The 18,896-nt window shown below is 68.1% G+C and carries 14 protein-coding genes; 5 read left to right on the top strand and 9 right to left on the bottom strand.

Features of this window, described 5'->3' with window-relative positions; genetic code table 11:
• Positions 1–80: 80 nt before the first annotated feature.
• From CVV72_RS16200 to CVV72_RS16190, 3 genes are all read left to right on the top strand, one after another.
• A complete protein-coding gene (locus tag CVV72_RS16200) occupies positions 81–2,108 on the top strand; it encodes an APC family permease (protein WP_219153193.1) in 2,028 nt (675 codons plus the stop codon).
• Positions 2,105–3,310 (top strand): class I SAM-dependent RNA methyltransferase, encoded by a 1,206-nt coding sequence (locus CVV72_RS16195; RefSeq protein WP_219153192.1) that lies wholly within the window; start codon positions 2,105–2,107, stop codon positions 3,308–3,310. Before CVV72_RS16200 ends, CVV72_RS16195 begins: the two co-directional genes overlap by 4 nt.
• 232 nt (positions 3,311–3,542) lie before the next feature.
• Positions 3,543–3,902 carry a hypothetical protein gene (locus CVV72_RS16190; protein ID WP_255632712.1) on the top strand — a complete coding sequence of 120 codons (360 nt, stop codon included), beginning with the start codon at positions 3,543–3,545 and terminating at the stop codon, positions 3,900–3,902.
• 348 nt (positions 3,903–4,250) lie between these two features.
• Here CVV72_RS16190 and CVV72_RS16185 read toward each other — a convergent pair whose 3' ends face one another.
• The 4 genes from CVV72_RS16185 to CVV72_RS16170 form a co-directional block, all read right to left on the bottom strand.
• Entirely contained in the window at positions 4,251–4,793 is a 543-nt protein-coding gene (locus CVV72_RS16185; RefSeq protein WP_219153191.1) for a DUF1062 domain-containing protein, read from the bottom strand.
• A gap of 230 nt (positions 4,794–5,023) precedes the next feature.
• On the bottom strand, positions 5,024–6,577 hold the full coding sequence (locus CVV72_RS16180; RefSeq protein WP_219153190.1) for a GMC family oxidoreductase: 1,554 nt from the start codon (positions 6,575–6,577) through the stop codon (positions 5,024–5,026).
• Positions 6,574–8,085 carry an APC family permease gene (locus CVV72_RS16175; protein ID WP_219153189.1) on the bottom strand — a complete coding sequence of 504 codons (1,512 nt, stop codon included), beginning with the start codon at positions 8,083–8,085 and terminating at the stop codon, positions 6,574–6,576. The genes CVV72_RS16180 and CVV72_RS16175 overlap by 4 nt, the downstream gene beginning before the upstream one ends.
• A gap of 15 nt (positions 8,086–8,100) precedes the next feature.
• Positions 8,101–9,585, bottom strand: coding sequence for an aldehyde dehydrogenase family protein (locus CVV72_RS16170; RefSeq protein ID WP_219153188.1), 1,485 nt, complete (start codon positions 9,583–9,585; stop codon positions 8,101–8,103).
• Positions 9,586–9,801: 216 nt separating this feature from the next.
• On the opposite strand from CVV72_RS16170, the gene dxs reads away from it, so the two are divergent.
• Entirely contained in the window at positions 9,802–11,706 is a 1,905-nt protein-coding gene (dxs, locus tag CVV72_RS16165; RefSeq protein WP_219153187.1) for a 1-deoxy-D-xylulose-5-phosphate synthase, read from the top strand.
• A 226-nt stretch (positions 11,707–11,932) separates the two neighbouring features.
• Here the strand turns inward: dxs and CVV72_RS16160 are convergent, their stop codons facing one another.
• Positions 11,933–12,460, bottom strand: a complete 528-nt coding sequence (locus CVV72_RS16160) for a TetR/AcrR family transcriptional regulator (RefSeq protein WP_219153186.1) — start codon at positions 12,458–12,460, stop codon at positions 11,933–11,935.
• Between the two features lie 91 nt (positions 12,461–12,551).
• Between CVV72_RS16160 and CVV72_RS16155 the strand changes: the two genes are divergently transcribed.
• Positions 12,552–13,367, top strand: a complete 816-nt coding sequence (locus CVV72_RS16155; RefSeq protein WP_219153185.1) for an oxidoreductase — start codon at positions 12,552–12,554, stop codon at positions 13,365–13,367.
• On the opposite strand, the gene CVV72_RS16150 is transcribed toward CVV72_RS16155, so the two are convergent.
• The 4 genes from CVV72_RS16150 to speB form a co-directional block, all read right to left on the bottom strand.
• Positions 13,364–14,806: a cytosine permease gene (locus CVV72_RS16150; RefSeq protein WP_219153184.1), complete on the bottom strand. Its 1,443-nt coding sequence runs from the start codon at positions 14,804–14,806 to the stop codon at positions 13,364–13,366. The two genes, CVV72_RS16155 and CVV72_RS16150, sit on opposite strands and share 4 nt — an antisense overlap.
• An 81-nt stretch (positions 14,807–14,887) precedes the next feature.
• On the bottom strand, positions 14,888–16,294 hold the full coding sequence (locus CVV72_RS16145) for an aminobutyraldehyde dehydrogenase (protein ID WP_219153183.1): 1,407 nt from the start codon (positions 16,292–16,294) through the stop codon (positions 14,888–14,890).
• Positions 16,291–17,946, bottom strand: coding sequence for a thiamine pyrophosphate-binding protein (locus tag CVV72_RS16140; RefSeq protein ID WP_219153182.1), 1,656 nt, complete (start codon positions 17,944–17,946; stop codon positions 16,291–16,293). The genes CVV72_RS16145 and CVV72_RS16140 overlap by 4 nt, the downstream gene beginning before the upstream one ends.
• Complete coding sequence (gene speB / locus CVV72_RS16135; protein ID WP_034318045.1) at positions 17,943–18,896, bottom strand: agmatinase; 954 nt, start codon at positions 18,894–18,896, stop codon at positions 17,943–17,945. Before speB ends, CVV72_RS16140 begins: the two co-directional genes overlap by 4 nt.

Here is an 18,896-nt window from a genome sequence, read left to right as displayed (position 1 = left end):
TGAGCGCCGTCAGCTACTCCACCTTCCTCCCCACCGCCACCCTCAACGGAGACGCTGCGCGCCGCCGTTACTCTTCCCAGGTGTCGAAGTTCCCGACCGTATTGAAGCGGCTCGTCCTCGGACGTCCATTCCGGAGTGACCGCCTCTCGCATACGCTGCTGCCGAAGCGCATCGCGCTGCCGATTTTCGCGTCCGACGCGTTGTCGAGCGTCGCCTACGCGCCTGAGGAGATCTTTCTGACCCTCAGCGTCGCCGGGTTGTCCGCGTACGCCTTCGCGCCGTGGATCGGCGTCGCCGTCGCGCTCGTCATGTTGGTCGTGGTCGCGTCCTACCGGCAGAACGTGCACGCCTATCCCAGCGGCGGCGGTGACTACGAAGTCGCCAACACCAATCTCGGCGGCAAATTCGGGCTCACCGTGGCCAGCGCGCTGCTGGTCGATTACGTGCTCACCGTGGCGGTGTCGACGTCGTCCGGTGTGGCGAACATCGGTTCCGCGATTCCCTGGGTGGCGCAGCACAAGGTGATCGCCGCGGTCATCATCGTGGTCGTGCTCACCGCGCTGAATCTGCGCGGAGTGCGCGAATCGGGCAAAGCGTTCGCGATCCCGACCTACGGGTTCATCATCGGCATCCTCGGCATGGTGATCTGGGGCCTGATCGAGGCGGCCTCCGGCGCCGACATGCGGGCCGAGAGCGCGGATTTCCAGCTGCACGAAGAAGCCTCTTTGACCGGTTTCGCCTTTTTCTTCCTGTTGTTGCGCACGTTCTCCTCCGGTGCGGCGGCGCTGACCGGGGTCGAGGCGATCAGCAACGGTGTCCCGGCGTTCCAGAAGCCGAAATCGAAGAACGCGGCGACCACCCTGCTGATGATGGGGGTGCTCGCGGTGACGATGCTGATCGGCATCATCACGCTGGCGATCATCACCGACGTCAAATTCGCCGAGCACCCGGAGACGCAGCTCACCGGCACCCCGGCGGGCTACGAGCAGAAGACGATCGTCGCGCAGATCGCGCAGGCGGTGTTCGCCGACTTCACCCCCGCGTTCTACTACATCTCCTTCGCCACCGGCATCATCCTGCTGCTGGCCGCGAACACCGCGTTCAACGGCTTCCCGGTGCTCGGCTCGATCCTCGCGCAGGACCGCTACCTGCCGCGTCAGCTGCACACCCGGGGCGACCGGCTGGCCTTCTCCAACGGCATCCTGTTCCTCTCGACGTTCGCGCTGGTGCTGATCATCGCGTTCGACGCCGAGGTCACGAAGCTCATCCAGCTCTACATCGTGGGCGTGTTCGTCTCCTTCACGATCAGCCAAGCGGGCATGATCCGGCACTGGAACCGGTTGCTGGCCAGGGAGACCGATCCGGCGGTGCGGCGGCGGATGCGGCGTTCGCAGACGGTCAACGCGATCGGCCTCACCATGACCGGCACCGTGCTGATCATCGTGCTGGTCACGAAGTTCCTGCTCGGCGCGTGGATCGCGATCGCGGCGATGGTGGCGATCTACATCCTGATGACCGCGATCCGGAAGCATTACGACCGGGTCGCGGAGGAATTGCGCGAGATGGACCGCAAGCCGACCGTATTGCCTTCGCGCAACCACGCGATCGTGCTGATTTCGAAACTGCACCTGCCGACTCTGCGCGCGCTTTCCTACGCCAAGGCCGTGCGCCCGGACGTCCTCGAAGCCGTCACGGTGAACGTCGACGACGCCGAGACCCGTAAACTCGTCCAGGACTGGGACGACCACAATTTCAAGGTGCCGCTGAAGGTGATCGAATCGCCGTATCGCGAGATCACGAAACCGGTGCTCGACTACGTGAAGCGCGTCCGCGGCGACAACCCGCGCAACGTGGTGACCGTGTTCATCCCCGAATACGTGGTCGGGCACTGGTGGGAGCAGGTCCTGCACAACCAGAGCGCCCTGCGGCTCAAGGGCAGGCTCCTGTTCCAGCCCGGCGTCATGGTGACCAGCGTGCCGTGGCAGCTCGAATCGTCGGAAAAGGCGATCAAACGCGACCGGAAGGCACGTCCGGCGGCGGGCGACGTGCGACGTGGATTCTCCCCGATCGTCAAGCAACCCGAAACGAAGAAGGACAACGCAGAATGAGTGTGGACGCGTCGACCGGCACCTGGCTCGGACGAACGATCGAGCTGGAGGTCGGCGCGGTCGCGCACGGCGGGCACTGCGTCGCGCGGGCGGAGGGGCGGGTCGTGTTCGTGCGGCACGCCCTGCCCGGCGAGCGGGTCTTGGCGTCCGTCACCGAGGACAAGGGCGGGTCGTTCTGCCGCGCCGACGCCGTCGAGATCCTGGAGGCGTCGCCCGAACGCGTCGAGCCGCCGTGCCCGCTCGCGGCGCCGGGGGAGTGCGGCGGCTGCGACTGGCAGCACGCCACGCCCGGATATCAGCGTGAACTCAAGGCGGCGGTGGTCGCGGAGCAGCTCAAGCGGCTGGCCGGGATCGAGCGCGACGTCGTCGTCGAGGCGCTCGACGGTGGCCCGCTGGACTGGCGCAGCCGCGTCCGGCTCGTCGCGGGCAAGGACGGCAGAGCGGGTTTCCGGGCGCATCACAGTCACCGCGTGATCCCGATCGACGACTGCCCGATCACCGTCCCCGGCGCGCTCGACGACGTCGTGTCGCGGAAGTGGCGCCCCGGTAGCGAAATCGAGGTCACCAAGGACGGCGAGGGGCAGGTGCACCTCCGTGACCTGTCGACGGTCCACGGGAAGACCCGCTCGCGGCAGCTGGCCGGTGGTATCGCCGTGCAGCACGCCGCCGGTCGCGACTGGCGCCTGGACGCCCACGGCTTCTGGCAGGTCCACCCGGCCGCCGCGGACACGCTGGCCGCCGTCGTCGCGGAATGGGCGGAGGCGCCGCGTGATGGCGTGGCGTGGGATCTGTACGCCGGTGTCGGCCTCTTCGCGTCGGTGCTCGCCGAGCAGGTCGGCCCGCGCGGGCGTGTTCTGGCCATCGAATCCGGCCGCCGTGCCGTCGCCGACGGCGAGGAGAACCTGGCCGGCCTTCCGCAGGTCCGCTGGCGCTCCGGTCGCGTCGAGCACCTGCTGGCCGATGCCCCGAAGCCGGTCGACGTCGTCGTCCTAGACCCGCCGCGCAAGGGCGCGGGCAAGGCCGTCGTCGATTCCATCGTGGAGGGTTCGCCCGACCGGATCGTCTACGTGGCGTGCGACCCCGCGGCGCTGGCGCGTGACATCGCGCTGTTCGCCGGCCACGGATACGGCCTGGTGGACCTGCGCGCCTTCGACGCTTTCCCGATGACACACCACGTCGAATGCGTTGCGTTGCTGCAATAATTCGGGATTTGTAATCCGTCGGAATGGATCGGCTTCGTTCGTCTTGTCCTGATGTCTTCGTGCTCGCTAACTTGAGCCCGTGTTCACGAGGTAATGCGGGTACTTCGGGCACTTCGACGCGAACGGATTCCGAATCATGGATTATCTCACTTCGGTCTGTGGTGATTGTGACGGGAAGGGCTGTGCGGGCTGCGACGGGCACGGCACGATCACCATTGTGGAGGACTGACGAGTGGCAGAGCCGTCAATGCTTCCACCCGGTGTCACGGCGCAGGAGATCAGTTACCGGAGCGGCCGGAAACAAGTCATTTACACGGCGCCCTACCCCTCCGAGGGGCCGGTGCTCGCGCGCGATCTGCTCGGCAGGCAGGCGTGGATGTTCATGTATGCGCATTTCGTCTTCACCTGGGTGGAAGGCGCGGTGCAGGTGCAGGTCGGTCACGGAACCCTGAATGGGCCGAAAATGCCGCTGTGGAAGGGAATCAGCATTTCGGGTTGCTGGTCGGGTCCCGCGCTGGCGGAATTCGGGCAGGCGTGGGCGTTGCAGCAGATGCGAGGGGATCGGGGCACCCCGGCCGTCGTCTCCATTTGATGAGCGTGTGTCGCGGACACGGGCATGCCGAGAAGCCCGTCGCCGGTTTGGCAGGCGGGGTTCCGAGGTGGCGGCTGGCGCGAGACCTTCGGAGAAGTGATGTCGCGAAAGCCACTTTCGCGACATCTGGTGTCTCGAAAGTGGCTTTCGCGTCACTCCGCGGAGAACGGCGCTCGTGATCAGATGGACGACACGCGTGATTGGATGGACGACACACGTGATTGGGCGGACGACACTCGCGTGGCCGGACCTTCGCCATGAGGCGTCCGTCTGGACACAGGTGTCGTCCACCTGATCACGTGTGTCGTCCGTCCGATCACGCGGAATCGCGAGATCGCGAGATCGAACTCAGCGTTTCAGCGTGAAGGTGAAGTCCCCGGACACCTTCCCTCGCAATCGCGCCGCCGAAACCACCTTTCCTTCCTCGATCAGTCGCTCGACCTCGCTCCGCGAAAGACCGCACCCCTCGGCGATCAGCCGAGCAGGCCGGACGGGAATCGGTGCCTCGAAGCGCACCGAGACCTCGAGAAAGTCCCAGCGGCCCAAAGAGCCGGTATGGAGCCGCCAAGCACCGTCCCACTCCAGTGCGACGCGGTTCCGGCGCCGCACGACCGGATCCTGGAGCAGTTCCGCCGCCAGGGCGAGGTCGTTCTCGTGCAGCCGGTTCAGCAGTCCAGGTCGTACGGAGCGCACGTTCACGCGCTCCAGGATCGTCAGCTTCGCGGTGTCCCCGCAGCCGGTGCAGAGCACCAGGAGCCAGACGTCGATGAGCTTGTGGTTGGCGTTGACACGGAACTTGCCGTTCGCCCGGAAGCGCCCGGACGGGCAGACGTGGCAACGGCGGAGGACGACAGGCAGGCAGGTGGGGACGACCACCCAGTTTTCGAGCACAGGAATACACCCGTTCCAGTGAGAAATCCGCAGCAAAGGGAAGCGCGGCGCAAAGCGCGACGCGCGACGAAATCAGCGCTCGGGAGGTCTCACAGGGTGTACAACGGCAGGCCCTCGGCTCGGCGACGTGGTCCGGCAGCACGGTAATGGCCCGGGAGAGGTCGCTCCACCGGTTTTCCGGGCAAAGTGAAGGCCCCCTCCAGCCGAAGGGGGCCTTCACACGAACAGAGCTAGGAGCGCGCGTCCTCCTTCAGCATGTCCGCGCACTTCTCGCCGATCGCCATCGTCGTGATGCACGGGTTCACCGCCACCAGGAACGGCATCGCCGAACCGTCGGCGACCCGCAGGCCTTCGACGCCCCGCACTCGCAGACGCGCGTCCAGCACGGCCATCGGGTCGCCGTCGCCGCCCATTTTCGCGGTGCACGAGGGGTGATAGACGGTGTTGTGCGTCCTGCGCAGGTAGTCGGCGATCTCGTCGTCGGTCTTGACGTCCTTGCCGGGCGCCAGTTCCGTGCCCGCCCATTCGTCCAGCGCGGGCTGCTCGGCGATCTTGCGCGCCAGCTTGATGCCGTAGGTCATCACGCGCATGTCGTGCTCGTCGGTGAAGTACCGCGGGTCCACCTTCGGCTTGTCCCGGTAGTCGCGGCTGCGCAGCCGCACGGTTCCGGTCGACCGTGAGCGGGTGACGTTCGGGGTCAGACAGAAGCCGTTCTCCGTGGTCGGATACCCCTGCCGGAGGGTGTTCATGTCGAACGGCACCGAGCCGTAGTGGAACATCAGGTCCGGCCGGTCGAGACCTTCCTCCGTGGTGGTGAAGATGCCGATCTCCCACCATTGGGTGGACTCGGTGGTCATCGGCTGCAGCGCGTCCCACTGGATGACGCCTTCGGGGTGATCCTGCAGGTTCTCGCCGACGCCGGGGGAGTCCACCAAGACGTCGACACCGACCTCGCGCAGATGTTCGGCGGGGCCGATTCCCGACAGCATCAGGAGTTTCGGCGTGTCGATCGCGCCGGAGGACAGGATGACCTCGCGCCGAGCCCGCAGCGGCACGCCGTGGATCAGGTCGTCGGCCAGGTATTCCGCGCCGGTGCAGCGTTTGCCGTCGAACAGCAGCCGCCGGACGCGCGCGCCGGTGATGATCTCCAGGTTCGGCCGTTTGCCGATGATCGGGTGCAGGTACGACACCGACGCCGAGGAGCGGGTGCCGTCCTCGCGTGCGTTGATCTGGAACCAGTTCGCCCCGTGCGTCACGGTCTTGCCCGAGTTGAACTCCGTCCTCGGGATGCCCGCCTGCTCGCACGCCTGCAGCAGCGCGACACCGGTCGGGTCGTTCGGCGGCACCGAGCGGATGGTCACCGGACCGGAGCGGCCGTGGTGGTCACCGGGGCCGTCGTTGGTCTCGAGACGTTGGTACAGCGGGAAGATGTCCTTCGAAGACCAGCCGGGCAGGCCGAGCGACGCCCATTCGTCGAGGTCTTCGGCCGGCGCCCAGAACGCGATGCACGAGTTGTGCGACGAGCAGCCGCCGAGCACCCGCGCGCGGGCGTGGCGCAGGAAGGAGTTGCCGGACTCCTGCGGTTCGACCAGGTAGTCCCAGTCGTAGCCGGATTCCAGCAGCGCCATCCACTTCGTCAGTTCCAGCACCGCCGGATCGTCCACATCGGACGGTCCGGCTTCGAGGAGCGCCACGGTGACGTCCGGGTCTTCCGAGAGTCTCGCCGCGACCACCGAACCCGCCGTCCCGCCGCCGACGACGATGTAGTCGAACTCTCCGGTCACTGTGCTGCCTCCTCGGGAAGTGCTTCCGCGGCGTGATCGGCCAGGACGCCGCTCTTGTGCCGCAGGACGAACCAGTAATACGCGAAACCGGCGACCGCCACCGCGCCGACGAACAGCACGGCCCCCCATTCGAGGTACCAGTGATACGGCTCGGTCGCGTTGTAGACCTCACGCCGCGGCCAGGCCAGGTTCACCACGATCGCGCCGCCCCACAGCACGCCGAGGATGTTGACCGGCAGCCCCAGCTTGCCGAGGGAGAAGTACTTGGTGCCCTCGGCCTTCGGCGGCGGCCACTGCCCGCGCAGCCGCTTGACCAGCATCGGGATGGTGACCAGCAGGTACGCCAGGTAGATCATGATGATGCCGATACTGGTGATCACCGTGAAGATCTGCGGCTGGCCGACGTTGACCACCAGGATGAAGACCGCGATGACCCCGGAGACGATCGCGGGGACCACGGGCGTCTTCGTCTTCGGGGAAACCCTCGCGAGGTGCTTTCCGGCGGGAAGGTTGTTGTCGCGGCCCATCGCGAACATCATCCGGATCGACGCCGACTGCACGGCCAGGTTGCACACGGTGATCGCGATGACCACCGCCAGCAGGAAGATCGTGCCGATCGTGCTGCCGAGGACGTCGAGCACGATGAACTGGAGGCCCCCGGTCGCGATCTCCGGGTTGTTGATGTCGCCGACGGCCATCAGCGCGAGGATCAGGATGAGCCCGCCGATGACGAACGACGCGATCAGCGCGCGCAGGATCGCCTTGGGCGCGTTCTTGCGCGGGTCGTGTGACTCCTCGCCGAGCGAGCTGGCGGTGTCGAAGCCGTACATGACGTAGGTCGACGCGAGCGACGCGACCAGGAACGCCCCGAAATAGCCCCACGGCTGGTCGGCGCCGGTGTTGTTGGTCTGCATCACGACGTCGGGCCCGCGGGTGATGTTGACCGCGAGCGCCACGATGAGCAGGACCGCGGCGACCAGTTCGATGAACACGCCGGCGCTGTTGATCCGCGCCATCAGCTTGACGCCCCAGGCGTTCACCAGCGTCGTGAACACGATCAGCGCCGTACCCAGGATGACCGCGTTCACCGCGCTGTCACCCGAGAAGGAGAAGAACGACGAGATCTGCGGGAGCGTGATCTGGTAGGCCAGCGCGACCGCGGCGATGGTGACGATCGACGCGGTCAGCATCATCCAGCCCGCCAGCCACGCGACGTGTGGGCTGCCGAGCCGTTTCGACCAGTTGTAGATCGACCCGGCGACCGGATAGTGCGCGGCGAGTTCGGCGAACGACAGCGCGACCATCAGCTGGCCGACGAACACCATCGGCCACGACCACCAGTACGCCGGCCCGCCGAAGCTGAAGCCGAAGTAGAACAGCTGGAAGGTCCCCGTCAGGATCGAGATGTAGCTGATCCCGGCGGCGAAGGTGTGGAAATTGCCGAGCGTTCTTTCGAGTTCCTGTTTGTAGCCGAAACCGGCCAAGCCGTCGTCGGAAGGATTGCTCATCGGCAATTCCCCTCTTTAGTTGGACGCGGGCTCCCCGGAGAACCAGCGCTGTGGTGCGGGCCGGAGGTTCTGGTAGATGTGCTTCGCCTCCGTGTACTCGGCGAGCCCGGTCGGGCCGAGTTCGCGCCCGAAGCCGGACTGTTTGTAGCCGCCCCATTCCGCCTGCGGCAGATACGGGTGGAAGTCGTTGATCCAGATCGTGCCGTGCCGCAGCCGGTTCGCGACCCGCTGCGCGCGGGAGGCGTCCGAGGTGAACACCGCGCCGGCGAGGCCGTAGTGGGTGTCGTTGGCGATGCGGACGGCGTCGTCCTCGTCGGTGAAGGTCTCGACGGTGAGCACCGGGCCGAACGATTCGTCGACGACGGCGCTGCTGCCCTGCTTCACGTTGTCGAGGATGGTCGGCAGGTAGTAGTGCCCCTTCGCGAGCTCGCGATCGTCGGGGCGTTTGCCGCCGGTGCGCAGGACGGCGCCCTCTTCGAGCGCCGCGGCGACGTAGCGTTCGATCTTGGCCAAATGGGCGGCCGAGATCAGCGGACCGGTTTCAGCCTTCGGGTCGAAAGGTCCACCCAGTCGGATCAGTTCGGCGCGGCGGACGAGTTCGTCGACGAACCTGTCATGCCACTCCTCTTGGACGATCAGCCGCGCGCCCGCCGAGCAGACCTGGCCGGAGTGCAGGAACACCGCGGTCAGCGCGTAGTCGACGGCGGTCTCGAAGTCCGAGTCGGCGAAGACGACGTTCGGGTTCTTGCCGCCCAGTTCCAGCGCGACCTTCTTGATGGTCGCGGCCGCGGAGGCGGCGATGATCTTGCCGGTCGCGAGCCCGCCGGTGAACGACACGAGGTCGACGTCCGGATGCTCGGACAGCGGCGCCCCGGCCTGCGCACCGGCGCCGAGCACCAGGTTCGCGACGCCCCCGGGGAGCCCGGCCTCGGTCAGCAGCTTCATCAGCATGATCGAGGTGTGCGGGGTCAGCTCGCTGGGCTTGAGGACGAACGTGTTGCCCGCCGCGAGCGCCGGGGCGACCTTCCAGATGGTCTGCAGCAGCGGGTAGTTCCACGGCGTGATCAGCCCGCAGACGCCGACGGGCTCGTGCACGATCCGGCTGAACGCGTCCGGGTTGCCGGTGTCGACCACGCGGCCGGCGTCGTTCGCGGCGAGCTTGCCGAAGTAGCGCAGGCACGCGGCGATGTCGGCCATGTCGTATTCGCTCTCGACCAGCCGTTTCCCGGTGTCGAGCGACTCGGCGCGGGCGAAGGCCGCGGCGTCGCGGTCGAGCAGGTCGGCGGCCTTCAGCAGCAGGTCACCGCGCTGGGGAGCGGGCGTTCGCGGCCACGGGCCGGTGTCGAACGCCTTCCTCGCGGCGGCGATGGCCGCTTCGGTGTCTTCACGGGTGCCTTCGGCGACTTCCGCGACCAGCGACCCGTCCGCGGGGCAACGGATCTCCCGGCGACCACCGCCGACCGCGTCGACCCACTCGCCACCGATGAAAAAGTCCGCCATCAAGCCCTCCGAACCGGCTTCTGCTCAACCGTCGATCAGCGATTATCGCGGCCACCCGACGTGACCGCTACTTGGCAAAAGAGACCATGTTCACACCGCTGGGTGTCGAGTGGTGATTTTCTGACATGTGACCCGTGACGCGGCGGACGGAAGACTCTCAGGCGGCCTCCGTAGACTGGTCGGAACGGCGGAAGAGGAACCAGGCGAGGTGGGAGAGTGACGTTGCTCGAGTCCGTGCACGGACCGGCCGACTTGAAGCGGATGAACCCGGAGCAGCTCGACGAGCTGGCCGCGGAGATCCGGGATTTCCTCGTCGAAAAGGTGCGGCTCGCCGGTGGTCATCTCGGCCCGAACCTGGGTGTGGTCGAGCTGACGATGGCGCTGCACCGCGTCTTCGATTCGCCGAGCGACGCCATCGTGTGGGACGTCGGTCACCAGGCGTATGTGCACAAGATCGTCACCGGCCGTCATGACGGCTTCGGCAAGCTGCGCCAGCTCGGCGGCCTCACCGGCTACCCGGCGCGCTGCGAGAGCGAGCACGACCTCGTCGAGAACAGCCACGCCTCGACCGCGCTGTCCTATGTGGACGGTCTGGCGAAGGCGTTCGAGCTGGGCGGGGGTGGCAGGCACGCGATCGCCGTCGTCGGCGACGGCGCGCTGACCGGCGGCATGTGCTGGGAGGCGCTCAACAACATCGCCGCGAACCCGCGCCGCCCGGTCGTCATCGTCATCAACGACAACGGCCGTTCGTACTCGCCGACCATCGGCGGCGTCGCGGACCACCTCGCGTCGCTGCGGCTCAAGCCGGGCTACGAGCGCGTGCTGGACCGCGGCAAGGAACTGCTGCGGCACACGCCCGTCGTCGGCAAGCCGATCTACGCGGCGCTGCACGCGGCGAAGGCGGGGCTCAAGGACGCGCTGAGCCCGCAGATGATGTTCTCCGACCTCGGCCTCAAGTACCTCGGCCCGGTCGACGGGCACGACCTCGTCGCGCTGGAGAAGGCGTTCCAGAGCGCCCGCGACTTCGGCGGCGCGGTCATCGTGCACGTCGTCACCGAGAAGGGCCACGGCTACGAGCCCGCGGTGACCAACCAGGCCGATCAGATGCACCAGACCGACCCGATCGACCCGGAAACCGGCCTGCCGCCGGTCAAGGGCCCGAGCTGGACGGGTGTCTTCGCCGAGGAACTGGTCAAGATCGGCGCCGACCGCGAGGACGTCGTCGCGATCACCGCGGCGATGCTGCGCTCGACCGGGCTGCACAAGTTCGCCGAGGCGTACCCCGACCGCTGGTACGACGTCGGGATCGCCGAGCAGCACGCGGTCACCTCGGCCGCCGGTCTGGCGATGGGCGGCAAACACCCTGTCGTCGCCGTCTACTCGACCTTCCTGAACCGCGCTTTCGACCAGGTCCTGATGGACGTCGCGCTGCACCGCCAGCCGGTGACGCTGGTGCTGGACCGGGCGGGTATCACCGGGCCGGACGGGCCGAGTCACCACGGCATGTGGGACCTTTCGCTGCTGGGCATGGTGCCGGGTATGCGGGTCGCCGCTCCGCGTGACGCCGGCACGCTGCGCGAGGAACTGCGCGAGGCCGTCGCCGTCGAGGACGGGCCGACGGCGCTGCGGTTCTCCAAGGGCGGCGTGATCGACTCCGTTCCCGCGGTGGAACGCGTCGGCACGGTGGACGTCCTGCGCAAGCCCGAGGGCGACGCCGACGTGCTGCTCGTCGCGGTCGGCGCGTTCGCGATGCTCGGGCTCGCCGCCGCGGACCGGCTGGCAGATCAGGGCATCGGCGTGACCGTGGTGGACCCGCGCTGGGTCGTCCCGGCGCCCGCCGAGCTGGTGGCGCTGGCCGAGCAGCACAAGCTCGTCGTGACCGTCGAGGACAGCGGGCGGCACGGTGGTTTCGGCTCCGCGCTGGCCGCGCTGTTCCGCGACGCCGAATGCGATGTGCCGCTGCGGGATCTCGCGGTGCCGCAGGTGTTCCACGACCACGGGTCGCGCGAGGAGGTGCTGGCCCGCGTCGGGCTCACCGCGCAGGATGTGGCGCGGCGGGTGACCGAGTGGTCGGCGAAGCTGGCGAGCCGGACTCCGGCGCCGGAGGACACGCACCGCTGAGTCTGCGCCAGGACGTGAAGGTGACTGTGTGGATTTCTGGTCGTTGGATGACCACAAATCCACACAGTCCGGCGAGACAGTCACTGTCACGACCAGCTGTGTGGAAATAGGGACACTCAACGTCCCTATTTCCACACAGCTCCAGGCCCGCCTGAAGCACGCAGAAAAGTTCGGCGGTGCAAGCCGGCCTCCCCGGTAGACACCCAGTGGTCGCGCGAAAGGCGGCTCAGGTTCCCACGATCCGGCCGACCGCGCGGACGACGAGGTCGCGGGTCGCGGTGGGGGAGGAGAAGCCGAGGATCGACAGGTGCACGACGAGGCTCAGCAGTTCCTCGGCGTCGAAGTGGTCCGGCACGGTGCCCGCGCGTTGTGCCTCCCGGATCGCGGCGACCTTGTCCGCGTGCGCCCGGACCTCGGCCTCCGGCGTCGCGTCGAAGCCGTTCTCCAGCCGAAGCCAGCCCATGAGCCGGAGGAGCTGGGGATGTTCGAGGTAGCGGTCGAACAGCTTCCCCGCATAGCCGGGCAGGTCTTCGGGGGTGATCGTGAGCGTCCGGACGGCGAGGTCCACCTGCTCCTGGACGACCATCTCGAACAGGTATTCCTTGCTGCAGAAGTAGGCGTAGATCAACGCCTTGTTGGCGCCCGCGTTCTTCGCGATGCGATCCACCCTGGCGCCCGCGATGCCGTACGTGGCGAACTCGGTCGTCGCCGCGTCCAGCAGTCTCCGCTTGGTCGCTTCCTTGTCCCTGACCATGTGACCCAGTCTAACTAACTGGTTGGTTGACAGCTAGCCCGGACCCGTGTCACCCTGAATTGGCAACCAACCGGTTAGTTAGGAGCGGGACATGAAGGTCGCACTGGTCACAGGAGCTTCCGCGGGCATCGGCGAAGCCACGGCGCTCGCGCTGCACGAAGCGGGCTACACGGTCTACGGCGCCGCGAGGCGCGTCGAGCGGATGGCGGGGCTGGCCGAACGCGGCATCAAGGTCCTCGAGATGGACGTCACCGACGACGCGTCGATGGTCGCGGGGGTCGAGCGGATCATCGAGGAGTCCGGCCGGATCGACGTGCTGGTCAACAACGCGGGCTACGGCTCGTACGGCGCCTTCGAGGACGTGCCGCTCTCGGAAGGGAAGTACCAGTTCGAGGTCAACCTGTTCGGGCTCGCGCGGCTCGTCCAGCTGACCACGCCGCGGATGCGCGCCCAGGGCTCCGGCAAGATCGTGAACATCTCGTCGATCGGCGGCAAGATCTACGAACCGCTCGGCGGCTGGTACCACTCGACCAAGTTCGCCGTCGAAGGCCTCAGCGACTCACTGCGGCTGGAGCTCAAACCGTTCGGCATCGACGTCGTGGTGGTCGAACCCGGCGCCATCAAGACCGAGTGGGGCGGCATCGCCATCGAGAACCTGATGAAGACCTCGGGCGACACCGCCTACGCCGCACAGGCCAAGGCGCTCGCGAAGTTCTTCGACCAGGCCGCGCGCGGTTCCCACCCCAAGGTGATCGCCGACGTCATCCTGAAGGCCGTCCGGGCCCGGCGCCCGAAGACCCGTTACGCCGCGGGTTTCGGGGCGAAGCCGATCCTGTTCGTGCGCCGGGTGCTCCCGGACCGCGCCTTCGACGCGTTGTTCCTCGGTGCGCTGCGCCGCTTCGCCTAAACGGCGACGGCCGGTTCCGCGACGGGCTCCGCGTACGAGTAGACCTCCCGCGGCTCGGGGAAGAGCTTCACCAGCACGGGGTACGCGATCGCCGCCGTGCACAGCGTCACCACCATGCTGATGTCGACGCCGCCCGCGATGTCCTTGAGCGGCCCGGCGATCATCGGGGTGTTGGCGGTCAGCAGGCCCAGTGTCGTCGCCGGGATCCATGCCGCCATCGCGCGCCAGTTCACCCCGCGGGTGAACCAGTAGCGCCCGCCCTTGCGGCCCTGGTTGAACACCTGGAGGTCGTCCGGGTCGTAGAACCCGCGCCGCAGGACGAAGCCGATCATCATGATCACCATCCACGGCGAAGTGCACAGCACGATCAGCGTCGCGAAGGCGTTGATGCTGGACACCATGTCCAGCACGAAATTGCCGACGAAGATGAACACGACACTGAGCGAGCCGATCAGCAGCGTCGCCTGCACCCGGCTCAGCTTCACGAAGATCGAGCTGAAGTCCAGCCCGGTCCCGTAGAGCGACGTCGTCCCGGTGGACAGCCCGCCGATCAGCGCGACCACGATCAGCGGGATCGCGTACCAGAGCGGGGAGATCGCGGTCAGGCCGGTGATGTAGTCGGCCGGATCGGCGACCAGGGTCGCGGTGGCGATGCCGAATCCGAACGGCAGCAGCGTCGCCACCTGTGCCAGGAACGGCGCGGCCAGCAGGGAACGGCGGCTGTGGCGCGCGGGGATGTAGCGCGTCCAGTCGCCGAGGAAGGCGCCGAACGAGATCGGGTTCGCCATCGTGGTGAGCGCGGCGAGGATCCAGGTCGGCCAGAAGTCCCCGAGCGCGTAGGTGCCGGTGCCGGCGAACCCGGGGTCGAAGGTGCCGCCGTAGGCCACGATCCCGAGCAGCATGATCGCCGTGCCCAGCACCACGGCGACCCGGTTCACCAGCAGCATGAACCGGTAGCCGTAGATGCACACCACCAGCGTGGCGATCGCGATGACGCCGTACGCGACACCCCGGAGCACTTCGCCGCCGTCGAAGCCGAAAAGCCGTTGTGCCGCACCGGCGACGGCGTCGCCGCTCACCCAGACCGAGATGGCGAAGAACGTGATCGCCGTCAGCAGGGAGAGGAAGGAGCCGACACAACGGCCGACGACGCCGAAGTGCGCGCCGGAGGAGACGGCGTTGTTGGTCCGGGTGAGCGGGCCGAACAACGACATCGGCGAGAGCACGAGCGCGCCGACGACCACGCCCGCGACGGTGGCCGCCACCGCCGCCCGGAAGCTCAGGCCGAAGGCGATCGGGAGCGTCCCGAGGATGATGGTGGCGAAGGTGTTCGCGCCGCCGAACGCCATCCGGAACAGGTCGCGCGGGCGCGACGTCTGTTCCTCGGGCGGGATCGGCGCGATACCGTGCTGCTCGACTTCGGTGACCTTGTCACCCATGGGGACCTCCAAGTACGCGATTCGGCACCTGATTGCGGTCGTTGGCCTCGCGAACTATCGCAATCAGGTGCCGAATTGCGGTCAGGCGAAGCGGGTCATGACGTGCTTCACGCGGGTGTACTCGGCGAAGGAGTAGGACGAGAGGTCCTTCCCGTGGCCCGAGTGCCCGAAGCCGCCATGGGGCATTTCCGAGACCAGCGGCCCGTGGGTGTTGACCCAGACGCAGCCGAAGTCGAGTTCGCCCGAAACGCGGGTCGCGCGTGACAGGTCGTTGGTCCAGATCGACGAGGCGAGCCCGTACGGGACGCCGTTGGCCAGGCGCACCGCCTCGTCCTTGTCCACAAAGGACTGAACGGTGATCACCGGGCCGAAGATCTCCTCCCGCACGATCTCGTCGTCCTGCTTCAGGCCCGAGATCACGGTGGGGGAGAAGAAGAAACCGCGGTCACCGGCGGGTACGCCGCCGGTCTCCACGCGAGCGTGTGACGGCAGCCGGTCGACGAGGCCGCGCACCCGGCCGAACTGCGCTTCGCTGTTGAGCGGGCCGAAGTCCGTACCGGGCTTCTGCGCGGCGGCGGCCTTGGTCAGCTCCGCGACGAACTCGTCGTGGATCGCCGCGTCCACCAGCACGCGGCTGCCCGCGGTGCAGTCCTGCCCGGCGTTGTAGAACGCCGCGCCGACGATGCCCTCGGCCGCCTCGGCGAGGTTCACGTCGCCGAAGACCAGCAGTGGCGCGTTGCCCCCGAGTTCGAGGTGCGTGCGCTTGAGGTCGGCCGCCGCGACGGTGGCGACGTCGATCCCGGCGCGGGTCGAGCCGGTGATCGACACCAGCTCGGTGATCGGGTGCTTCACCAGCGCGCGGCCGGTGTCGCGGTCGCCGCACAGCACGTTGAACGCACCCTGCGGCAAGAACTCCGCCGCCACCTTCGCCAGCAGCACGGCCGTCGACGGCGTGGTCTCCGCGGGCTTCATCACGACGGTGTTGCCCGCGGCCAGCGCCGGCGCGATCTTCCAGACGCCCATCATCAGCGGGTAGTTCCAGGGCGCGATCTGCGCGCAGACGCCGACCGGCTCGCGACGGATCGCGGACGTGTGCCCGGGCAGGTACTCCCCGGACGCGGTGCCTTCGAGCTGCCGCGCCGCACCGGCGAAGAACCGCAGCGCGCTGACGCATTCCGGGATCTCCTCGTCCAGCACGACCGCGCGGATCTTGCCGGTCTCGCGGATTTCGAGGTCGGCGAACTCCTCGGCGCGGGCCTCCACCGCGTCGGCGATCTTCAGCAGTGCGAGCTGGCGCTGGGCGGGCGTGCTCTTGCGCCACACCTTGAACGCGCGTTCGGCGGCTTCCAGCGCGGTGTCCACATCGGACTGCTCGGACAGGACGCTGGTGCCGAAGACCTCGCCGGTGGCGGGGTCCACCAGGTCGAGCGTCCGCGAGCCCGACGCCGGTACCTCGGCGCCGTCGACGAAATTCAGGACCTGAGTCATTTCTTCTCCAGGTGGGTCGGCTCGAACATCTTCAGGAGGGCGGGGAGGACGACCACCGACGGACCGGGCGTGCCCAATGCGTCCGCCAGGTCCTTCCCGACGGTGTCCAAAGAGGACACGGTGGCTTCGACGCCGAAAGACCGTGCCAGCGCGGCGAAATCAGGCCGGGCGAGCTCGGTGGCCGTGGACTGGCCGAACGCGCCGGTCAGGTACTCGCGCAGGATGCCGTAACCACCGTCGTCGATGACGAGCCACGTGACGTCCAGCCCGTGCTGGACCGCCGTGGCCAGCTCCGCGATGCCGTACATCGCCCCGCCGTCACCGGACACCGCGAGCGCCGGGCCGCCGGTCGCCGCCGCGCCGCCGAGCGCGCCGGGCAGGCCGTAGCCGAGCCCGCCCGCGCCCTGCGCGGTGTGGATCGGCGCGCCCTCGGGGTTCCACGCCGACCAGGCCCAGTAGGCCGCGATCGTCATGTCCCAGAACGTCTGGGTGCCTTCGGGGATCGCCGCGCGGATGTCGTCGATCAGCTTGCGCTCGGTTTCGAGTTCCTGGCCGTCGAGGCGTTCACGCACCTTGGCCAGCAGATCCGCGACCGCCTTCTCGGCGACTCCGTCGCTCTGCCGGAACGGAACCTGCTCCAGAAGTCCTTGCAGGGCAAGGCGGACGTCGGCGTGGATGCCCAGCGCCGGGTAGTTCGACTCCAGCTTCCCGAGGTCGGCCTCGATCTGGATCACCCGGCCCCGCGGGGCGAATTCACGATAGTTGCTGGACAGCTCACCGAGCCCGGAACCCAGTACCAGCAGCACATCCGCGGCCGAAAGGAACTCCGTGCTGTGCCAGTCTTCGAGCCACGACCGGCCGGACAGTTCGTGGTCCCAGCCGAAGACGCCCTTGCCGCCGAACGTCGAGAGCACCGGCGCGCGCAGTGCCTCCGCGAGCGCCTTGAGTTCCGCCTGCGCGCCGGAGCGCAGGGCGCCACCGCCGGCGAGGATCACCGGATTCTTGGCCGCGCCAAGGAGATTCGCGGCTTCGGTGACGAGCTCCGGCAACGGTTCGAGCGGTGCGGGCCGCGCCGTCACCGACGTGATCCGGGGCAGCTCCACCGGTGCCAGCAGGATGTCCTGCGGGATCTCGACCCACACCGGGCCGTACGGCGCGGTCGCCGCCGATTCCCAGGCTTCGCGCAGCGCCGTCGGGATCTGGCTGACGGTGCGCACCACGTGCACCGACTTCACCACATCGCGGAAACTGGCCTGCTGATCGGGCAGTTCGTGCAGATAGCCGTGCCGTCCACCGCCGAGCCCGGCCACCGGGATCTGGCTGGAGATCCCGAGCACCGGGACCGACGCGGCCCGGGATTCCTGCAGTGAAGCCAAAGTCAGCAGCGCGCCGGGGCCGGTCGACACGATCATCGGCGTCACCGGGACCGGGCCTTCGGGATCCGCCGCGAGCCGGGCGCGGGCGTGCCCGTCGGCCGCGAACGCCAGGTTGTTCTCCACCCGCGAGCTGATGACGCGCAGGTCGTCCGTGCGCCGCAGCGCTTCGAACAGGCCGAGCGCGTGCTGGCCAGGCAGGCCGAACACGGTGTCCGCCCCGAGCGCGTGCAGGGTTTCGACGACTACGTCGCCGCCTATCCGTTCAGTGCTGGTCATGCGCCCTTCCCCAAACTGAGCAGGCTCACCAGGTCGTAGGCGACGTGGGAAGCCGCGATGGCGGTGATCTCGGCATGATCGTAAGCCGGGGCCAGCTCCACCACATCGGCTCCGACGAGGTTGCAGTCCCGCAGCCCGCGCAGGATCTCCAGCAGTTCGCGGCTGGTCATTCCGCCCGCTTCGGGGGTTCCGGTGCCCGGCGCGTGCGCCGGGTCGAGCACGTCGATGTCGACCGAGATGTAGAGCGGGCGGCCGCCGATGCGCTGGCGCAGCGCGTCGACCGTCTCGGCGACCCCGCGGCGCATGACGTCGCCGGAGGTGACGATGCCGAATCCGAGGCGGCGGTCCTCTTCCAGATCCCGCTTGCCGTACAGCGGGCCGCGCGTGCCGACGTGGGACAGCGCTTCGGTGTCGAGGAGGCCTTCCTCGGACGCCCGCCGGAACGGGGTGCCGTGGGTGTACGGCTCACCGAAGTAGGTGTCCCAGGTGTCGAGGTGCGCGTCGAAGTGCAGCAGTGCCACCGGTCCGTGTTTCTTCGCCGCCGCCCGCAGCAGCGGCAGCGCGATCGTGTGGTCGCCGCCGACGGTCACCAGCCGCGTCCCGTTCGCGGTCAGCGCCTCCGCCTCGCTCTGCAGGGTCTCGATCGCCTCGCCGATGTTGAACGGGTTGAGCGCGATGTCGCCGGCGTCGACCACCTGCGTTTCGGCGAACGGGGACACGTCGAGTTCGGGGTGGTACGGGCGAAGGAGCCGGCTGGCCTCGCGGAGCGCCGCGGGGCCGAACCGCGCGCCGGGGCGGTAGGACACCCCGGCGTCGAACGGCACCCCGACGACGGCGACGTCGGCATGCTCGACCTGATCGATCCGCGGCAGCCTCGCGAAGGTCGCGAAACCGGCGAACCGGGGCACCCTCGAAGAGTCGACGGGTCCGATCGGGGTCTGCTCAGGCAC

This window comes from Amycolatopsis sp. TNS106 (genome assembly GCF_019330265.1).
GTDB lineage: Bacteria > Actinomycetota > Actinomycetes > Mycobacteriales > Pseudonocardiaceae > Amycolatopsis > Amycolatopsis lurida.
The sequence above is the reverse complement of the archived record's forward strand: the minus strand, read 5'-3'. Positions and strand labels throughout refer to the sequence as shown.

Coding starts and splice junctions, on each gene's coding strand:
- CVV72_RS16195 (WP_219153192.1), top strand. CDS start 2,105: ATGAGTGTGGACGCGTCGACCGGCACCTGGCTCGGACGAACGATCGAG.
- CVV72_RS16175 (WP_219153189.1), bottom strand. CDS start 8,085: ATGAGCAATCCTTCCGACGACGGCTTGGCCGGTTTCGGCTACAAACAG.
- CVV72_RS16170 (WP_219153188.1), bottom strand. CDS start 9,585: ATGGCGGACTTTTTCATCGGTGGCGAGTGGGTCGACGCGGTCGGCGGT.
- CVV72_RS16160 (WP_219153186.1), bottom strand. CDS start 12,460: ATGGTCAGGGACAAGGAAGCGACCAAGCGGAGACTGCTGGACGCGGCG.
- CVV72_RS16155 (WP_219153185.1), top strand. CDS start 12,552: ATGAAGGTCGCACTGGTCACAGGAGCTTCCGCGGGCATCGGCGAAGCC.
- CVV72_RS16150 (WP_219153184.1), bottom strand. CDS start 14,806: ATGGGTGACAAGGTCACCGAAGTCGAGCAGCACGGTATCGCGCCGATC.
- CVV72_RS16145 (WP_219153183.1), bottom strand. CDS start 16,294: ATGACTCAGGTCCTGAATTTCGTCGACGGCGCCGAGGTACCGGCGTCG.
- CVV72_RS16140 (WP_219153182.1), bottom strand. CDS start 17,946: ATGACCAGCACTGAACGGATAGGCGGCGACGTAGTCGTCGAAACCCTG.